Source organism: Streptomyces sp. A2-16 (assembly GCF_018128905.1).
Classification (GTDB): domain Bacteria; phylum Actinomycetota; class Actinomycetes; order Streptomycetales; family Streptomycetaceae; genus Streptomyces.
In genome coordinates, this window is record NZ_CP063808.1 from 9750954 (window position 1) to 9765518 (window position 14565).

The following is a 14565-nucleotide window of genomic DNA, read 5'->3' on the forward strand; positions in this document are numbered from 1 at the left end:
TGGGCCCGGGACGATGAGGTGGGGTAACCATGAACGCGCCGTACGACGGTGATCGCGGTCAGGGCGCGGGCAGCTCGGACCGCCCCGAAGGCCCGCCGCCCGAGCACGGCCAGGTGCCGCCGCAGGCTCCCGCGGACATGTACCTCCAGGACGCCTACGACCAGGACCCCTACCGGGCTCAGGACCTCTACGCCCAGGACCCGGTCGCCGAGGCCCTCTACGACCGTGCCGCGCACCCCCCGCCGCCTCCCGGCACCTACCAGCCGCAGCAGCCGCTGTACTCCCAGCCGCCCCAGTCTCCGCACGCCCCCGACCCGCACGTGTGGGCGCAGACACCGGCGCCCGAGCCGGAGGGCCCGACGCAGTACCTGCCCTACGGCGACAACCCTCGCACCACCCAGTTCGTGGGGGTCGACGACCTGGTCAGCAGGGCCGGACAGGAACGTCACGAGCCGGACGCCTTCGCCCACCTCTTCCGCGACCAGCAGCAGGGGGGCGGCCGGCCGACGGATCCCCCGTCGGTACCCGGCCCGGCCCCGGCCCCGAGCGGGCCTTCGCCGTCGCCCGCGCCGCAGTTCCAGGCACCGGCCGCGTCCGCGCCCTCGGCCGACGAGACCATGAACCTCGGTACCGCGCCGGTTGCGGCGGAGCCGTCGGCCCCTGCGGCTCCCGCGGCTCCCGCGAAGAAGGGCGGGAAGGCCGGGGGCCTGCTGAAGTCGAGCGCCGTGATGGCGGCCGGCACCATGGTCTCGCGCCTCACCGGCTTCATCCGCTCGGCCCTGATCGTGTCGGCGTTGGGTGTCGGTCTGCTCGGTGACACCTTCCAGGTCGCCTACCAGCTGCCGACGATGATCTACATCCTGACCGTCGGCGGCGGCCTCAACTCCGTGTTCGTGCCGCAGCTCGTGCGTGCCATGAAGGAGGACGAGGACGGCGGCGAGGCGTACGCCAACCGGCTGCTGACCCTGGTGATGGTGGCGCTCGGCGCCCTGACCGCCCTCGCGGTCCTCGGCGCCCCGTTCCTGATCCGGCTGCTGTCCGACTCGGTGGCCGGAGACCCGGCGGCCAACGAGGTCGGCATCACCTTCGTCCGCTACTTCCTGCCCTCGATCTTCTTCATGGGCATCCACGTGGTGATGGGCCAGATCCTCAACGCCCGCGGGAAGTTCGGCGCGATGATGTGGACCCCGGTCCTGAACAACATCGTCATCATCGTGACGCTGGGCACGTTCATCTGGGTCTACGGCTCGGCGGCCGACTCCGGCATGAAGGTCACGAACATCCCGCCGGAGGGACAGCGCCTCCTCGGCATCGGCGTTCTGCTCGGCCTCGTGGTGCAGGCGCTGGCGATGATCCCCTACCTGCGCGAGACCGGGTTCCGGCTTCGGCTGCGCTTCGACTGGAGGGGTCACGGACTCGGCAAGGCCGTGACGCTCGCCAAGTGGACCGTCCTGTTCGTCCTGGCCAACCAGGCCGGCGCGATCGTCGTGTCGCAGCTGTCGACCGCGGCGGGCAAGGACTCCCCGGTCGACGGCACCGGCTTCTCCGCCTACGCCAACGCACAGCTCATCTGGGGTCTGCCGCAGGCCATCATCACCGTCTCCCTGATGGCGGCTCTGCTGCCGCGGCTGGCCCGCTCGGCGGCCGAGGAGGACGGCGGAGCCGTCCGTGACGACATCTCCCAGGGCCTGCGCACCACGGCCGTCGCCATCGTGCCGATCGCCTTCGGATTCCTCGCCCTCGGCATCCCGATGTGCACGCTGATCTTCGGCTCCTCGGGCACCGGCGAGGCCACGAACATGGGGTACATGCTGATGGCCTTCGGCCTCGGCCTGATCCCCTACTCCGTTCAGTACGTCGTCCTGCGCGCCTTCTACGCCTACGAGGACACGCGCACCCCCTTCTACAACACGGTCATCGTGGCGGCGGTCAACGCGGGTGCGTCGGTGCTGTGTTACGTGCTGCTGCCGCCGCGCTGGGCCGTGGCGGGCATGGCCGCCTCGTACGGCCTCGCGTACGCGATCGGCGTCGGCGTCGCCTGGAACCGGCTGCGCAAGCGCCTCGGCGGCGACCTGGACGGCAACCGCGTCCTGCGGACCTACGCCCGCCTCTGCATCGCCTCGGTACCTGCGGCCCTGCTGAGCGGAGCGGCCTGTTACGGCATCGGGCACTCGCTCGGTCAGGGAGTGGTCGGTTCGTTCGCCGCTCTGATCGCGGGTGGGGCGGTACTGCTCGGGATCTTCTTCGTCGCCGCGCGCAAGATGCGGATCGAGGAGCTGAACTCACTGGTAGGCATGGTCCGGGGGCGTCTGGGGCGCTGAGCCAGGGGTACGCGCACAACCATCGTCCGCCACCGTGTGTCGTGCATAGCGGCGGACTGTGGGCACAATTGGATTCTGCGTCGCATGGCGCGCAATGAATGGGGAGGCAGGGAACGACGGTGGCGGAACGGAGCACGGCTGCCGTCGACGTGGCAGACAACAGCGGTGACGAGCCGCTGACCGCCAAGGCGGACCAGCCCACGGCCGACGGCGTGGCCAAGAACCGGGAGCGGGACACGGAAGACGTCGAGGCACAGGGGAGTGGCGGGACCGACAGTCCTGGCAAGACGTCACCGCCGGAGTTGCACAGCGGCCACAAACTCGCCAGACGCTACCGTCTCGAGGAGTGCGTCACCCGTCTGGACGGGTTCAGCAGCTGGCGTGCGGTCGACGAGAAACTCCGTCGGGCCGTCGGGGTGCACATCCTGCCCGCGGATCATGCCCGGGCGCGTTCCGTGCTGGCCGCAGCCCGTTCCTCCGCGCTGCTGGGCGACCCACGCTTCGTCCAGGTCCTGGACGCCGTCGAGGAGAACGACCTCGTCTACGTCGTCCACGAGTGGCTGCCGGACGCGACCGAGCTGACCGCCCTTCTCGCTCCGGGCCCGCTGGAGGTGTACGACGCCTACCAGATGGTCAGTCAGGTGGCGTCCGCCATGGCCGCGGCCCACCGTGAGGGGCTCGCGCATCTGCGGCTGAACCCGAACGCGGTCCTGCGCACGTCGAGCGGTCAGTGGCGCATCCGCGGCCTCGCCGTGAACGCCGCGCTGCGGGGCGCCAGTTCGGAGACCCCCCAGCGCACGGACACCGAGGCGATCGGCGCGCTCCTGTACGCGGCGCTCACCCAGCGCTGGCCGTACGAGAGCGACGCCTACGGCCTGGCCGGGCTGCCCAAGGACGTCGGGCTCATCGCACCCGACCAGGTGCGGGCGGGCGTCCACCGTGGGCTGTCCGAGCTGGCCATGCGAGCCCTCGCCAACGACGGAGCGACCGCCTCACGGCACGAGTCGGCCTGCACGACGCCTGAGGAACTGGTCAAGGCGATCGGTGAGATGCCCCGCATCCGCCCGCCGGAGCCGGCGTTCACGGCCCCGCCCGAGTACCAGCGCACGACCTACCAACAGGGCACGTACGGCCGTCCGGCGCCGCACCCCGGCGTCACCCAGCCGGTACAGCCCCCGCCGCCGCCACTGCAGAGCCGCACGGGCCGGGCCCTGAAGTGGGCGGTCTCCGCCCTTCTCATCGCCGCTCTGGGCCTCGGTAGTTGGCAGCTCGCGGACGCGCTGATGGACCGGGGCGGCACGTCGGACGAGAACCAGACCCAGACGAACGACGACGGCGACAAGAACAGCACCGCGCCGAAGCCGACGAAGACCCTCAGCATCGAGAACGCCGAGGAGTACGTGGCCGAGGGCGATGCCCAGCATCCCGGTGATGTGAAGCTGACGTACGACAGCAGCCTGACCACGGGCTGGCGGACCAGCAGCTACAAGGACGGCCCGGACATAGTGATCAAGCCCGGTGTCGGCATCGTCTACGACCTCGGTTCCGCTCAGGAGGTCTCGGCTGCGACGCTGTCCCTCCGCTACCCCGGCAACCGCACGACGGTCGAGCTGTACGCCGCCGACTCGCTCACACCGTCGTCGCTGGACTCACTGGACAAGATCGGCTCGGCCACCACGAAGAACACCACGGCCACGGTGAAAATCAGCAAGCCGGTGAAGTCGCAGTACGTCCTGGTGTGGCTCACCGCATTGCCCTACTCCGGGGCCGACCCGGCGAACTACAGCGATGCCGGCTACAAGCAGGCCATCACCAACGTGAAGTTCACCGGCTGAGAGCTCACCGCAGACAAGGGGAGGGGGTCCGATGGCAGATGACACCGTGTACGGCGACACCAGCGATCAGGACCTCCTGGCCCGCCACGTGGAAGGCGACCCCGACGCCTTCGGTGAGCTCGTGCGGCGGCACCGGGATCGGCTCTGGGCCGTCGCCCTCCGCACGCTCGGGGACCGCGAGGAAGCCGCTGACGCCGTGCAGGACGCCCTGGTGTCCGCCTACCGGGCCGCCCACACCTTCCGGGGGCAGTCGGCGGTCACGACCTGGCTGCACCGGATCACAGTGAACGCCTGCCTGGACCGGGCCAGAAAGGCGGCTTCCCGCAAGACCTCTCCGGTGGACGACACCGAGCGCCTGGAGCAGCTCCTGGAGCCGCACGAGTCCGCCTCGGCGCCCGCGGAGCGCAACGACCTCCACCGCCAGCTCCTGGAGGCCCTCGGCACGCTCCCGCCCGACCAGCGCGCCGCCCTCGTACTGGTGGACATGCAGGGCTACCCCGTCGCGGAAGCCGCTCACATGCTCGACGTGCCGACGGGGACGATCAAGAGCCGCTGCGCCCGGGGCAGAGCCAGACTGCTCCCGCTCCTCACTCATCTGCGGCCGGAAAGCGCCGGAGACAGCAGAGAAGGGGGCATCGGACGGAACCGGACGCAGGGTACATCCGTCCCACCCGCAGCGGGACCTCCGTCAGAGGGGCCGCCGGATACGGGACCAAGCGATTCAGCTGCAGTGAAGGGCGGAGGTGGGCGAGCGTGACTTCCACGACAGACACAGCCGGGCACCCGGACGTCGCGGAGATCTCCGACCTCACTGAAGGCCTTCTTTCCGCCTCCAGGACCACAGACGTCCGTCGGCACCTGGACGAGTGCGAACTCTGCGCGGACGTGCACGCCTCGCTGGAGGAGATTCGCGGCCTGCTAGGCACGCTGCCGGGCCCGCCTCGTATGCCCGCCGACGTCGCCGGCAGGATCGACGCCGCTCTCGCAGCGGAGGCCCTGCTCCAGGCAACTGCTCCGGAGTCGGTGAATGCACCGGCACCGGTCGAGAGCGCGCATGTTTCACGTGAAACATCGCCCACCACCGACCGACCCACGGGACATGCCCGCACCTCCTCCACAGGCCCCGGTCGCAAGGACCGCAGGAGGACCGGACGCCGCAAGGTCGCTGTCCTCGGCGCGGTCTTCACCGTCGCCGCACTCGGCTTCGGCTCCGTCCTGCTGTCGGCGTTGGATGACGGCAAGCCGACCGGCACGGAACACGGACAGGCGACGGCCTCCGCCGACACCTTCTCCGCAAGCGGGCTCCAGGAGCGGGTCTCGGGCCTTCTCACAGAGAAGAAGAGTGCGAGCGGCGGGTCCAAGTCTCCGCACACCAGCATGGGCGCCGCGGACATCCCAGGCTCCGGGGACCCTCGCATCCTGGTGACGCCCGAGGTTCCCCAGTGCATCCGGAACGGCCTCCACAGCAGTGACGCACCGCTCGCGACAGAGAACGGCGTCTACCAGGGCACGGACGCGCTTCTGGTCGTTCTGCGTGATCCCTCCGACAGCACCCGGGTCATCGCGTACATCATGGATGCCTCGTGCGTGAAGAACGCACCCAAAGGCACCGCGAAGATCCTCTTGAAGCAGTCCTACGCGCGTTCCTGAACGCGCCGGCTTCGTCTCTGTCCTGCGTGGTAGTTCGTACGGTGTGGCGTCTCCGTGTGCCCGGACACACCGGGAATGCGCGCCCCTTAGGATCCGTTGGGTGGGGTGAGAGTTCTGAGAGGGGCTCCACCGGTCCGACGACGCAGTCCAGAGACGAGGAACCAAGCCGTGAGCGACGTCCGTAACGTGATCATCATCGGCTCCGGGCCCGCCGGCTACACGGCGGCGCTCTACACCGCGCGCGCGTCGCTGAAGCCGCTGGTGTTCGAGGGTGCCGTCACCGCCGGTGGCGCGCTGATGAACACCACCGAGGTGGAGAACTTCCCTGGCTTCCAGGACGGCATCATGGGCCCCGAGCTCATGGACAACATGCGCGCCCAGGCAGAGCGTTTTGGTGCCGAGCTCATCCCGGACGACATCGTCAGCGTCGACCTGACCGGCGAGATCAAGACCGTTACCGACACGTCGGGCACGGTCCACCGGGCGAAGGCCGTGATCGTCACGACCGGGTCTCAGCACCGCAAGCTTGGCCTGCCGAACGAGGACGCCCTCTCCGGCCGCGGTGTCTCGTGGTGTGCCACCTGTGACGGCTTCTTCTTCAAGGACCAGGACATCGCCGTGATCGGTGGCGGTGACACCGCGATGGAGGAGGCGACCTTCCTCTCCCGCTTCGCCAAGTCGGTGACGATCGTCCACCGCCGTGACACCCTGCGTGCCTCCAAGGCCATGCAGGAGCGTGCCTTCGCCGACCCGAAGATCAAGTTCGTGTGGGACAGCGAGGTCGCCGAGATCCAGGGTGACCCGAAGCTCTCGGGTCTGAAGCTGCGCAACCTCAAGACCGGCGAGATCTCGGACCTGGCGGTCACCGGCCTGTTCATCGCGATCGGCCACGACCCGCGCACCGAACTCTTCAAGGGCCAGCTCGAGCTGGACGGTGAGGGCTACCTGAAGGTGGAAGCGCCTTCGACCCGCACCAACCTGACCGGTGTCTTCGGCGCCGGTGACGTGGTCGACCACACCTACCGCCAGGCGATCACCGCGGCCGGCACCGGTTGCTCCGCCGCTCTCGACGCCGAGCGTTTCCTCGCGGCCCTCGCGGACGAGGAAAAGGCAGAGCCCGAGAAGACCGCCGTCTGACCCTCCCTTCCCGCCCCACCGCACCAACCAGTTAAGGAGCCCGCCGTGGCCGGCACCCTGAAGAATGTGACCGACGATTCCTTCGAGCAGGACGTCCTGAAGAGCGACAAGCCCGTCCTGGTGGACTTCTGGGCCGCCTGGTGCGGACCGTGCCGTCAGATCGCGCCGTCCCTCGAGGCGATCGCCGCCGAGTACGGCGACAAGATCGAGGTCGTCAAGCTCAACATCGACGAGAACCCGGGTACGGCCGCCAAGTACGGCGTCATGTCCATCCCGACGCTGAACGTGTACCAGGGTGGCGAGGTCGCCAAGACCATCGTCGGTGCCAAGCCGAAGGCCGCGATCGTCCGCGACCTTGAGGACTTCATCGCCGAGTGATGTTTCACGTGAAACACGATGGGGCCGGCCCGAAAGGGCCGGCCCCATCGCATTACAGGGGACGCAGTGCCGGTTCTTTCTGTACCGCCCCCAGGAGCCGGTCCAGTGCCATCTCCACGTCTTCCTTCCAGGAAAGCGTGGTGCGCAGCTCCAGCCTCAGCCTCGGGTACGTGGGATGGGGTCTGACCGTCTTGAAGCCCACGGCGAGAAGATGGTCCGCCGGAAGCAGACAGGCGGACTCTTTCCAGCGGGCGTCACCGAAGGCCTCGATGGCCTTGAAGCCCCGCCGCAGCAGATCCTTGGCCACCGTCTGCACCATCACCCGGCCCAGCCCCTGCCCCTGATAGCCCGGCATGATGAAGGACGTCATCAACTGGACGGCGTCCGGAGAAACAGGGCTCGTGGGAAACGCCGTCGAGCGAGGAACGTACGCAGGCGGGGCGTAGAGGACGAAGCCAACCGGTACGTCGTCGACGTAGACGACCCGGCCGCACGATCCCCAGTCCAGTAGGACGGCGGAGATCCAGGCTTCCTTCTCCAGAGCAGCTGTTCCCGCCTTTACCGCGGCTTCTCCGCTGACGGGGTCCAACTCCCAGAAGACACACGAGCGGCAGCGCCGGGGGAGGTCCGGAAGGTTGTCCAGCGTGAGCGGTACAAGCCGACGCCCCATGAAGGCTGTTCCTCGCTTCCTTCGCCCGCCGCATCGCGGGCGGCTGTCAGAGCGCTCCGTTCCCTCAGCAGGCTGCCGACGAATCCGCCGACCGCCCCCAGTCCCAGGCCCGCGCTCACCAGTCCGCTTCGGCTCATCGTTCGCATGGCCCCTGCCTCCCCTCAGAGGTACTGCCGGGTCGATGTGCTGCACCCAATCGCATCGTATCCACACTCCGATTCCCTCGATACCGCCTGAAAGCAAAGAGCGGGCTGTGTCCGGTGTGTACCGGACACAGCCCGCTCTTGGTGCTTCGCCTGGGCGGTGTCACCTTGACGGGACCTGGTTCAGCCTTCCGTCTCCTCGGCTTCGTCGTCCAGCAGACTCCTCTGCAGAACCGGTCCCTCACCGGGGGCGAGGGAGCTGAGGATGCGCTCAAGGTCCTCCATCGAGGCGAACTCGACGGTGATCTTGCCCTTCTTCTGCCCGAGGTCGACCTTGACCCGCGTCTCGAAGCGGTCAGAGAGACGCGTCGCGAGGTCGGACAGTGCCGGAGAGACCAGGGCGCCGGCCCGCGGCCCCTTGGGGCGCTGGGCAGTCTGTGGCCGCGACCCCATGAGGGTCACGATCTCCTCGACCGCTCGCACCGAGAGTCCCTCGGCGACGATCCGGTGGGCCAGCCGGTCCTGTTCCTCCGAGTCGTCGACGGAGAGCAGGGCGCGGGCGTGTCCGGCGGAGAGCACTCCGGCGGCCACTCGGCGCTGCACCGCAGGGGAGAGCTTCAGCAGACGCAGGGTGTTGGAGACCTGTGGACGGGACCGGCCGATGCGGTCTGCCAGCTGGTCGTGCGTGCAGTTGAAGTCCTTCAGCAACTGGTCGTAGGCGGCTGCTTCTTCCAGCGGGTTCAGCTGAGCACGGTGCAGGTTCTCCAGGAGGGCGTCCAGGAGAAGCTTGTCGTCCTCCGTGGCCCGAACGATCGCCGGAATCGCCTCCAGGCCGGCCTCACGGCTGGCCCGCCAGCGCCGCTCACCCATGATGAGCTCGTAGCGGGCGGGGCCGACCTGTCGTACGACGACCGGCTGGAGAAGACCGACTTCCTTGATGGAAGTGACCAGTTCCTGGAGCGCGTCATCGTCGAAGACCTCACGCGGCTGGCGCGGGTTCGGCGTGATGGAGTCAAGGGGGAGCTCCGCGAAGTGGGCGCCCATCGGAGGCGCGGGCGTCTCCGCGTTGCCGTTGACCGACGGCTCCTCGGTTTCACGTGAAACAGGCGGCAGCGTGGCCACCTTCGCCGCGGCCACCCCACGGTCTGTGGTCAACACCGGGACGGACGCCGGAGACGCCGAACCAGCGCCCCCCATCGCCGCCGGGGTCGGTGTCTTCTCCGTCGGGGCAGCAGGGATCAGTGCGCCGAGACCACGACCCAAACCCCTCCGTCGCTCGCTCACTGGATGCCCTCCACCATGCTCGGGTTGCTCTGTGCGCCGATGTGCGCCTGCGTCGGGTCGTAGCTGACGCCGACGCCCTTCAGCGCGATCTCTCGTGCTGCCTCAAGGTAGGACAGGGCACCGCTCGATCCGGGATCGTAGGTCAGTACCGTCTGGCCGTAACTCGGCGCCTCGGAGATACGGACCGAGCGGGGAATGCTCGTCCGCAGCACCTCGTCGCCGAAGTGGGTGCGCACCTCGTCCGCGACCTGGGACGCGAGGCGCGTCCGGCCGTCGTACATGGTGAGCAGGATGGTCGATACGTGCAAGGTGGGGTTGAGGTGGCCCCGCACCAGATCGACGTTGCGCAGCAGCTGTCCCAGGCCCTCCAGCGCGTAGTACTCGCACTGGATCGGGATGAGGACCTCCGCACCGGCCACGAGCGCGTTGACCGTCAGCAGACCGAGCGAGGGCGGACAGTCGATGAGGATGTAGTCCAGGGGCTGCTCGTACGCCTGGATGGCGCGCTGCAGTCGGCTCTCACGTGCCACCAGGGACACCAGCTCGATCTCCGCACCGGCGAGATCGATGGTGGCAGGGGCACAGAAGAGGCCCTCGACATCCGGGACCGGCTGGACGACCTCGGACAGCGGCCTGCTGTCGACCAGGACGTCATAGATGGACGGGACTTCGGCGTGGTGGTCGATACCCAGCGCAGTGGACGCATTGCCCTGGGGGTCGAGGTCGACCACCAGGACACGGCCGCCGTGCAGAGCCAGCGAGGCGGCAAGATTGACGGTCGTCGTCGTCTTGCCCACCCCGCCCTTCTGGTTGGCAACGACCATGATCCGGGTCTGCTCAGGCCGTGGCAGGCCCTCGCCGGCGCGACCAAGAGCCTCTACCGCCAGTTGGGCAGCACGACCGATCGGAGTGTCGTCCATCGGGGGCGGTGTTTCACGTGAAACATCCTCCCCCATCGACTCGGTTCGGGGACCGGGGACCGGATCGGTCATCGGTCCCGCGATGTTGGCGTCGGACCGCAAGGATTCACTCTCCTCGACTTCAGGCTCGCAATGAACAGAGCCTCCCATGTCTTCGGGGTCGTGAACCAGTGAGGCCTGTTGTTCTGTGGAGAAATCCACCTCTGTGGACAACTCCGTTACCTCTCCGAGTGACCCGAGAGGCTTTCGGTCGCGGGGTTCGGCCGCGGCGCGGCCCCGGCTGATGATGCCGTGCAGCAGTGAGCGACGTTTCACGTGAAACACGATGCAGGGCTGCGGTGCCCGTTCTGCCGCGACACTCCGGCATGCATAGGTTTGGCAGCTTGTGTGGAGTACGTCTCGTCGTCAGGACGGATCAGCGACGCCGACGCGTGCGGCCGGTACGGGCCGCCTTCGCCCGCTTGGCAGCGAAACGCACCCCGCCGGGGCTCTCCCCGACCTCGACCCTCACCACCGTGGACAACGGATCCACGACGCCCTCACCCACATGCAGGATGGAGGTCCCCACGGCACCGAGTTTGCTCAGAGCCGTACCAGCCGCCTTGAGCTCCTCCTCTGCGGTGTCGCCCTTGAGTGCGAGCATCTCCCCGTAGGGACGCAGCAGTGGGACACCCCACGTCGCCAGCCGGTCCAGCGGGGCAACAGCCCGCGCTGTCACCACATGCACCGGGGTCAGCTTGCCCATGACTTCCTCGGCACGGCCGCGCACGACCGTCACATGGTCCAGCCCCAGGAGCTCCACGACCTCCGTCAGAAAGGTCGTGCGCCTCAGCAACGGCTCCAGCAGCGTGATCTTCAGATCCTCGCGGACGAGGGCCAGCGGGATTCCGGGAAGACCTGCGCCGGAGCCGACGTCGCACACCGTCACACCCTCGGGAACGACCTCCGAGAGCACCGCGCAGTTCAGTAGATGCCGCTCCCACAGCCGGGGCACTTCTCGCGGGCCGATGAGGCCGCGCTGCACCCCTGCCTCAGCGAGCAGCTCGGCGTAGCGCACCGCGTCCTCGAAGCGATCGCCGAAGACCTCACGCGCCTGCTCGGGCGCGGGGGGAAGCTCCGCTGCCTCCGTCACGGGGAACCGTCCTTCCGTACCGCATCAGCGCACCGGGCGCCGACCACCAGAACTATCAGGCTGACAAAGTTCGGCCCCGCCTGCTCTACAGACGGGGCCGGGGGACGTAGGACCGGTCAGGCGGGAAGCACGACGACGAAGCGCTGGGGCTCCTCGCCCTCGGACTCGCTGCGCAGACCGGCCGCCTTGATCGCATCGTGGACGACCTTGCGCTCGAACGGCGTCATCGGCTTGAGCTTCACGGACTCGCCGGTGTTCTTGACCTCGGCGGCGGCCTTGGCGCCCAGCTCGGAGAGCTCGGCACGCTTCTTGGCCCGGTAGCCGGCGATGTCCAGCATCAGACGGCTGCGGTCCCCGGTCTCCCGGTGCACGGCCAGGCGGGTGAGCTCCTGCAGGGCTTCCAGCACCTCGCCGTCACGGCCGACCAGCTTCTGCAGGTCGCGGCCGCCCGCGTCGCTGATGATCGAGACAGCGGCGCGGTCGGCCTCGACGTCCATGTCGATGTCGCCGTCGAGGTCGGCGATGTCGAGCAGACCCTCGAGGTAGTCCGCCGCGATCTCACCCTCCTGCTCCAGGCGAGTCAGGGTGTCTGCACCCTCGGCAGCGGCGGAGGTGGTGCCTTCCGTCACGGGATGGACTCCTTCTTACTTCTTGGACGGGGACTTGGGCCGCTGCGGACCCTTGCGCTGTCCGGACTGGGCCTTGCTGCGGGTACCGCCGCCGGACTGCTTCTTGGCGGGAGCGGCGGGCTTGGCGTCCTCGGGCTCGTCGGACTTGGTGAGCGAGGTCGGCTCCGACGGCTGGGTGTCACCGGCGGCCTTCGAACCGGCCGAGGCAGCACCCGACTGACGCTGGGACTTGCTCTGCCGCTTGGGCTGCTGCCGCTTGGGAGTGGCCGCGCTCGCCGGCGAACCGTCCTCGGTCTGGACCGTGGCCTGGGACTCGCTCTGGATGACCGAGCCGTCGGCCTGGGCCGCGAGGCCCGCCTTGTTCAGACCGTTGATGAACTTGCGCTCGAACTCGTTGCGGTCACGGCCCTTGGCGACGATCGCCTTGATGATGGTGCGCTCGCTGCGCTTGCGGGCCTTGCCGTGGTTCATGACGTGCTTGGTGAGGCGCTCCAGGTAGGCGGCCTGAGCCTTGGAACCCGGGGTGGGGTTGTTGTGGATGACGTACATCTGCTGGCCCATGGTCCACACGTTGGTGGTCAGCCAGTAGACGAGGACACCGACCGGGAAGTTGATGCCGAAGACGGCGAACATGACCGGGAAGACGTACATCAGCATCTTCTGCTGCTGCATGAACGGCGTCTTGACCGTGGTGTCGACGTTCTTCGTCATCAGCTGGCGCTGCGTGTAGAACTGCGACGCCGACATCAGGACGATCATGACCGCGGTGACGACACGGACGTCGGTCAGCGAGGCGCCGAGTGCCTCGACCTTGCTCGAGCCGTCCGTGAACTTCGCGGCCAGCGGTGCCCCGAAGATGTGCGCCTTACGGGCGCTGGCCAGCAGCGACTCGTTGATGACACCGATGGTGTCGCCCGTCGCGATGCCGTTGAGCACGTGATACAGGGCGAAGAAGAACGGCGACTGCGCCAGGATGGGAAGGCACGAGGAGAGCGGGTTGGTGCCCGTCTCCTTGTACAGCTTCATCATCTCTTCGGACTGACGCTGTTTGTCGTTCTTGTAGCGCTCCTGGATCTTCTTCATCTCGGGCTGGAGCGTCTGCATGGCCCGCGTCGCCTTGATCTGCTTCACGAAGAGCGGGATCAGGCAGATACGGATCAGGATCACCAGGGACACGATCGACAGGCCCCAGGCCCACCCGGTGTCGGGGCCGAAGATGGCGCCGTACACCTTGTGGAACTGGACGATGACCCAGGAGACGGGTGTCGTGATGAAGCTGAAAAGACTGGCAATCGTGTCCACTAATCATGCTCCTTGGGCATGGGACGGAGTCTCTGCGGCCGGGCTCGAAGGAGTTTGCCCCTCGATGGCCGAGGCGGCGGAGGGCCCGCCCCTACGTGCACGCCAGGCGTTACGCAGCATTTCGTGCCACCGCGGACGCTTGCGCGGCGGGACATGGTCCACACCGCCCAGCGACCACGGATTGCACCGCAGGATGCGCCAGGCGGTGAGTGCCGTTCCCTTGATCGCACCGTGCCGGTCGATGGCCTGGTAGCCGTAGTGGGAGCACGACGGGTAGTACTTGCACACCGGCCCCAACAGCGGGCTGATGGTCCACTGGTACAGCTTGATCAGTGCCAGCAGCGGGTACTTCATCGTGCGCCCCCTCCCAGCAGCCGCTGAACGGCGGCATCCAGGTCTCGGGCCAGCTGTTCATGATCGGCGTCGCCCGCCTCGGGCAGCGCTCGTACGACTACCAGGCTACCGGGGGGAAACAGAGCGACCCTGTCGCGCATCAGATGGCGAAGCCTGCGCTTCACCTTGTTGCGCACGACCGCGCCACCCACGGCCTTGCTCACGACGAAACCCGCACGCGTCGGGGGAGCGCTCTCCCCAGGCGCGTGCGGGTCCGTGGCACCGCTACGAAGATGGACGACGAGGGACGGGCGCCCGGCCCGGCGCCCTCGTCGTACCGCGGTCGCGAAGTCCTCGCGCCGCCTCAGCCGGTTCTCGGTGGGCAGCACGACGGCATGACCTGACCGGGATCAGGCGGACAGGCTGGCGCGACCCTTGCTGCGGCGGTTCGCCAGAATCGCGCGGCCGGCACGGGTACGCATCCGCAGACGGAAGCCGTGGGTCTTGGCGCGACGACGGTTGTTCGGCTGGAAGGTGCGCTTGCTCACTCGGGGGCTCCAGAGATAAATCGGTGGTTGCGGGTGCCGTCCTGGCTGTCACCGTGCGCCCACGAGTAGCTCGCAGTTACGCCCGAGTGCACCGCTTCCCGATCACCCGAAGCGATCTGTGCCCATCGGAGGCAGGCGGCAGCAGCCATCGACAACTCGACCTGGTTACGGTACGCGCGGCTACGCCATCCGGTCAAACCAGTGGTCACCGGGAGACACTATCCACAGGCTGGGGACAACAACTTGAACCGCACCCGTCGCCCTGACTACCGTGGCTGAACTC

General features: G+C 68.1%; 15 protein-coding genes. 6 read left to right on the forward strand and 9 right to left on the reverse strand.

Annotated elements, in window-relative coordinates:
- Window positions 1-29 precede the first annotated feature (29 nt).
- The 6 genes from murJ to trxA all read left to right on the forward strand — a co-directional run bounded on the left by murJ (window position 30) and on the right by trxA (window position 7321).
- On the forward strand, window positions 30-2321 hold the full coding sequence (gene murJ / locus IOD14_RS43850) for a murein biosynthesis integral membrane protein MurJ (protein WP_212673159.1): 2292 nt from the start codon (window positions 30-32) through the stop codon (window positions 2319-2321).
- 119 nt (window positions 2322-2440) lie between these two features.
- Window positions 2441-4156, forward strand: coding sequence for a protein kinase family protein (locus tag IOD14_RS43855; protein ID WP_123990373.1), 1716 nt, complete (start codon window positions 2441-2443; stop codon window positions 4154-4156).
- Window positions 4157-4187: 31 nt separating this feature from the next.
- A complete protein-coding gene (sigM, locus tag IOD14_RS43860) occupies window positions 4188-4913 on the forward strand; it encodes an RNA polymerase sigma factor SigM (protein ID WP_123990374.1) in 726 nt (241 codons plus the stop codon).
- A complete protein-coding gene (locus tag IOD14_RS43865; protein WP_212673160.1) occupies window positions 4910-5806 on the forward strand; it encodes a hypothetical protein in 897 nt (298 codons plus the stop codon). Before sigM ends, IOD14_RS43865 begins: the two co-directional genes overlap by 4 nt.
- A 168-nt stretch (window positions 5807-5974) precedes the next feature.
- Window positions 5975-6943: a thioredoxin-disulfide reductase gene (gene trxB, locus IOD14_RS43870; RefSeq protein ID WP_212673161.1), complete on the forward strand. Its 969-nt coding sequence runs from the start codon at window positions 5975-5977 to the stop codon at window positions 6941-6943.
- Window positions 6944-6988: 45 nt separating this feature from the next.
- On the forward strand, window positions 6989-7321 hold the full coding sequence (trxA, locus tag IOD14_RS43875; protein WP_003991504.1) for a thioredoxin: 333 nt from the start codon (window positions 6989-6991) through the stop codon (window positions 7319-7321).
- Window positions 7322-7373: 52 nt separating this feature from the next.
- Here trxA and IOD14_RS43880 read toward each other — a convergent pair whose 3' ends face one another.
- From IOD14_RS43880 to rpmH, 9 genes are all read right to left on the reverse strand, one after another.
- On the reverse strand, window positions 7374-7991 hold the full coding sequence (locus tag IOD14_RS43880) for a GNAT family N-acetyltransferase (protein ID WP_123990377.1): 618 nt from the start codon (window positions 7989-7991) through the stop codon (window positions 7374-7376).
- 326 nt (window positions 7992-8317) lie between these two features.
- A complete protein-coding gene (locus tag IOD14_RS43885; protein WP_123990378.1) occupies window positions 8318-9418 on the reverse strand; it encodes a ParB/RepB/Spo0J family partition protein in 1101 nt (366 codons plus the stop codon).
- Window positions 9415-10488: a ParA family protein gene (locus IOD14_RS43890; protein ID WP_123992742.1), complete on the reverse strand. Its 1074-nt coding sequence runs from the start codon at window positions 10486-10488 to the stop codon at window positions 9415-9417. The genes IOD14_RS43885 and IOD14_RS43890 overlap by 4 nt, the downstream gene beginning before the upstream one ends.
- Window positions 10489-10753: 265 nt before the next feature.
- A complete protein-coding gene (gene rsmG / locus IOD14_RS43895) occupies window positions 10754-11470 on the reverse strand; it encodes a 16S rRNA (guanine(527)-N(7))-methyltransferase RsmG (RefSeq protein ID WP_123990379.1) in 717 nt (238 codons plus the stop codon).
- Window positions 11471-11586: 116 nt separating this feature from the next.
- Window positions 11587-12099: a R3H domain-containing nucleic acid-binding protein gene (locus IOD14_RS43900; protein ID WP_123990380.1), complete on the reverse strand. Its 513-nt coding sequence runs from the start codon at window positions 12097-12099 to the stop codon at window positions 11587-11589.
- Window positions 12100-12114: 15 nt separating this feature from the next.
- The gene (yidC, locus tag IOD14_RS43905) at window positions 12115-13401 is read right to left on the reverse strand and encodes a membrane protein insertase YidC (RefSeq protein ID WP_212673162.1); all 1287 of its coding nucleotides are present in this window, start codon (window positions 13399-13401) and stop codon (window positions 12115-12117) included.
- A 3-nt stretch (window positions 13402-13404) separates the two neighbouring features.
- Window positions 13405-13755, reverse strand: coding sequence for a membrane protein insertion efficiency factor YidD (gene yidD, locus IOD14_RS43910; RefSeq protein ID WP_123990382.1), 351 nt, complete (start codon window positions 13753-13755; stop codon window positions 13405-13407).
- Window positions 13752-14123 carry a ribonuclease P protein component gene (gene rnpA / locus IOD14_RS43915; protein ID WP_123761899.1) on the reverse strand — a complete coding sequence of 124 codons (372 nt, stop codon included), beginning with the start codon at window positions 14121-14123 and terminating at the stop codon, window positions 13752-13754. Before rnpA ends, yidD begins: the two co-directional genes overlap by 4 nt.
- A 21-nt stretch (window positions 14124-14144) precedes the next feature.
- Complete coding sequence (gene rpmH, locus IOD14_RS43920) at window positions 14145-14282, reverse strand: 50S ribosomal protein L34 (protein ID WP_005482975.1); 138 nt, start codon at window positions 14280-14282, stop codon at window positions 14145-14147.
- Between the last annotated feature and the right edge of the window lie 283 nt (window positions 14283-14565).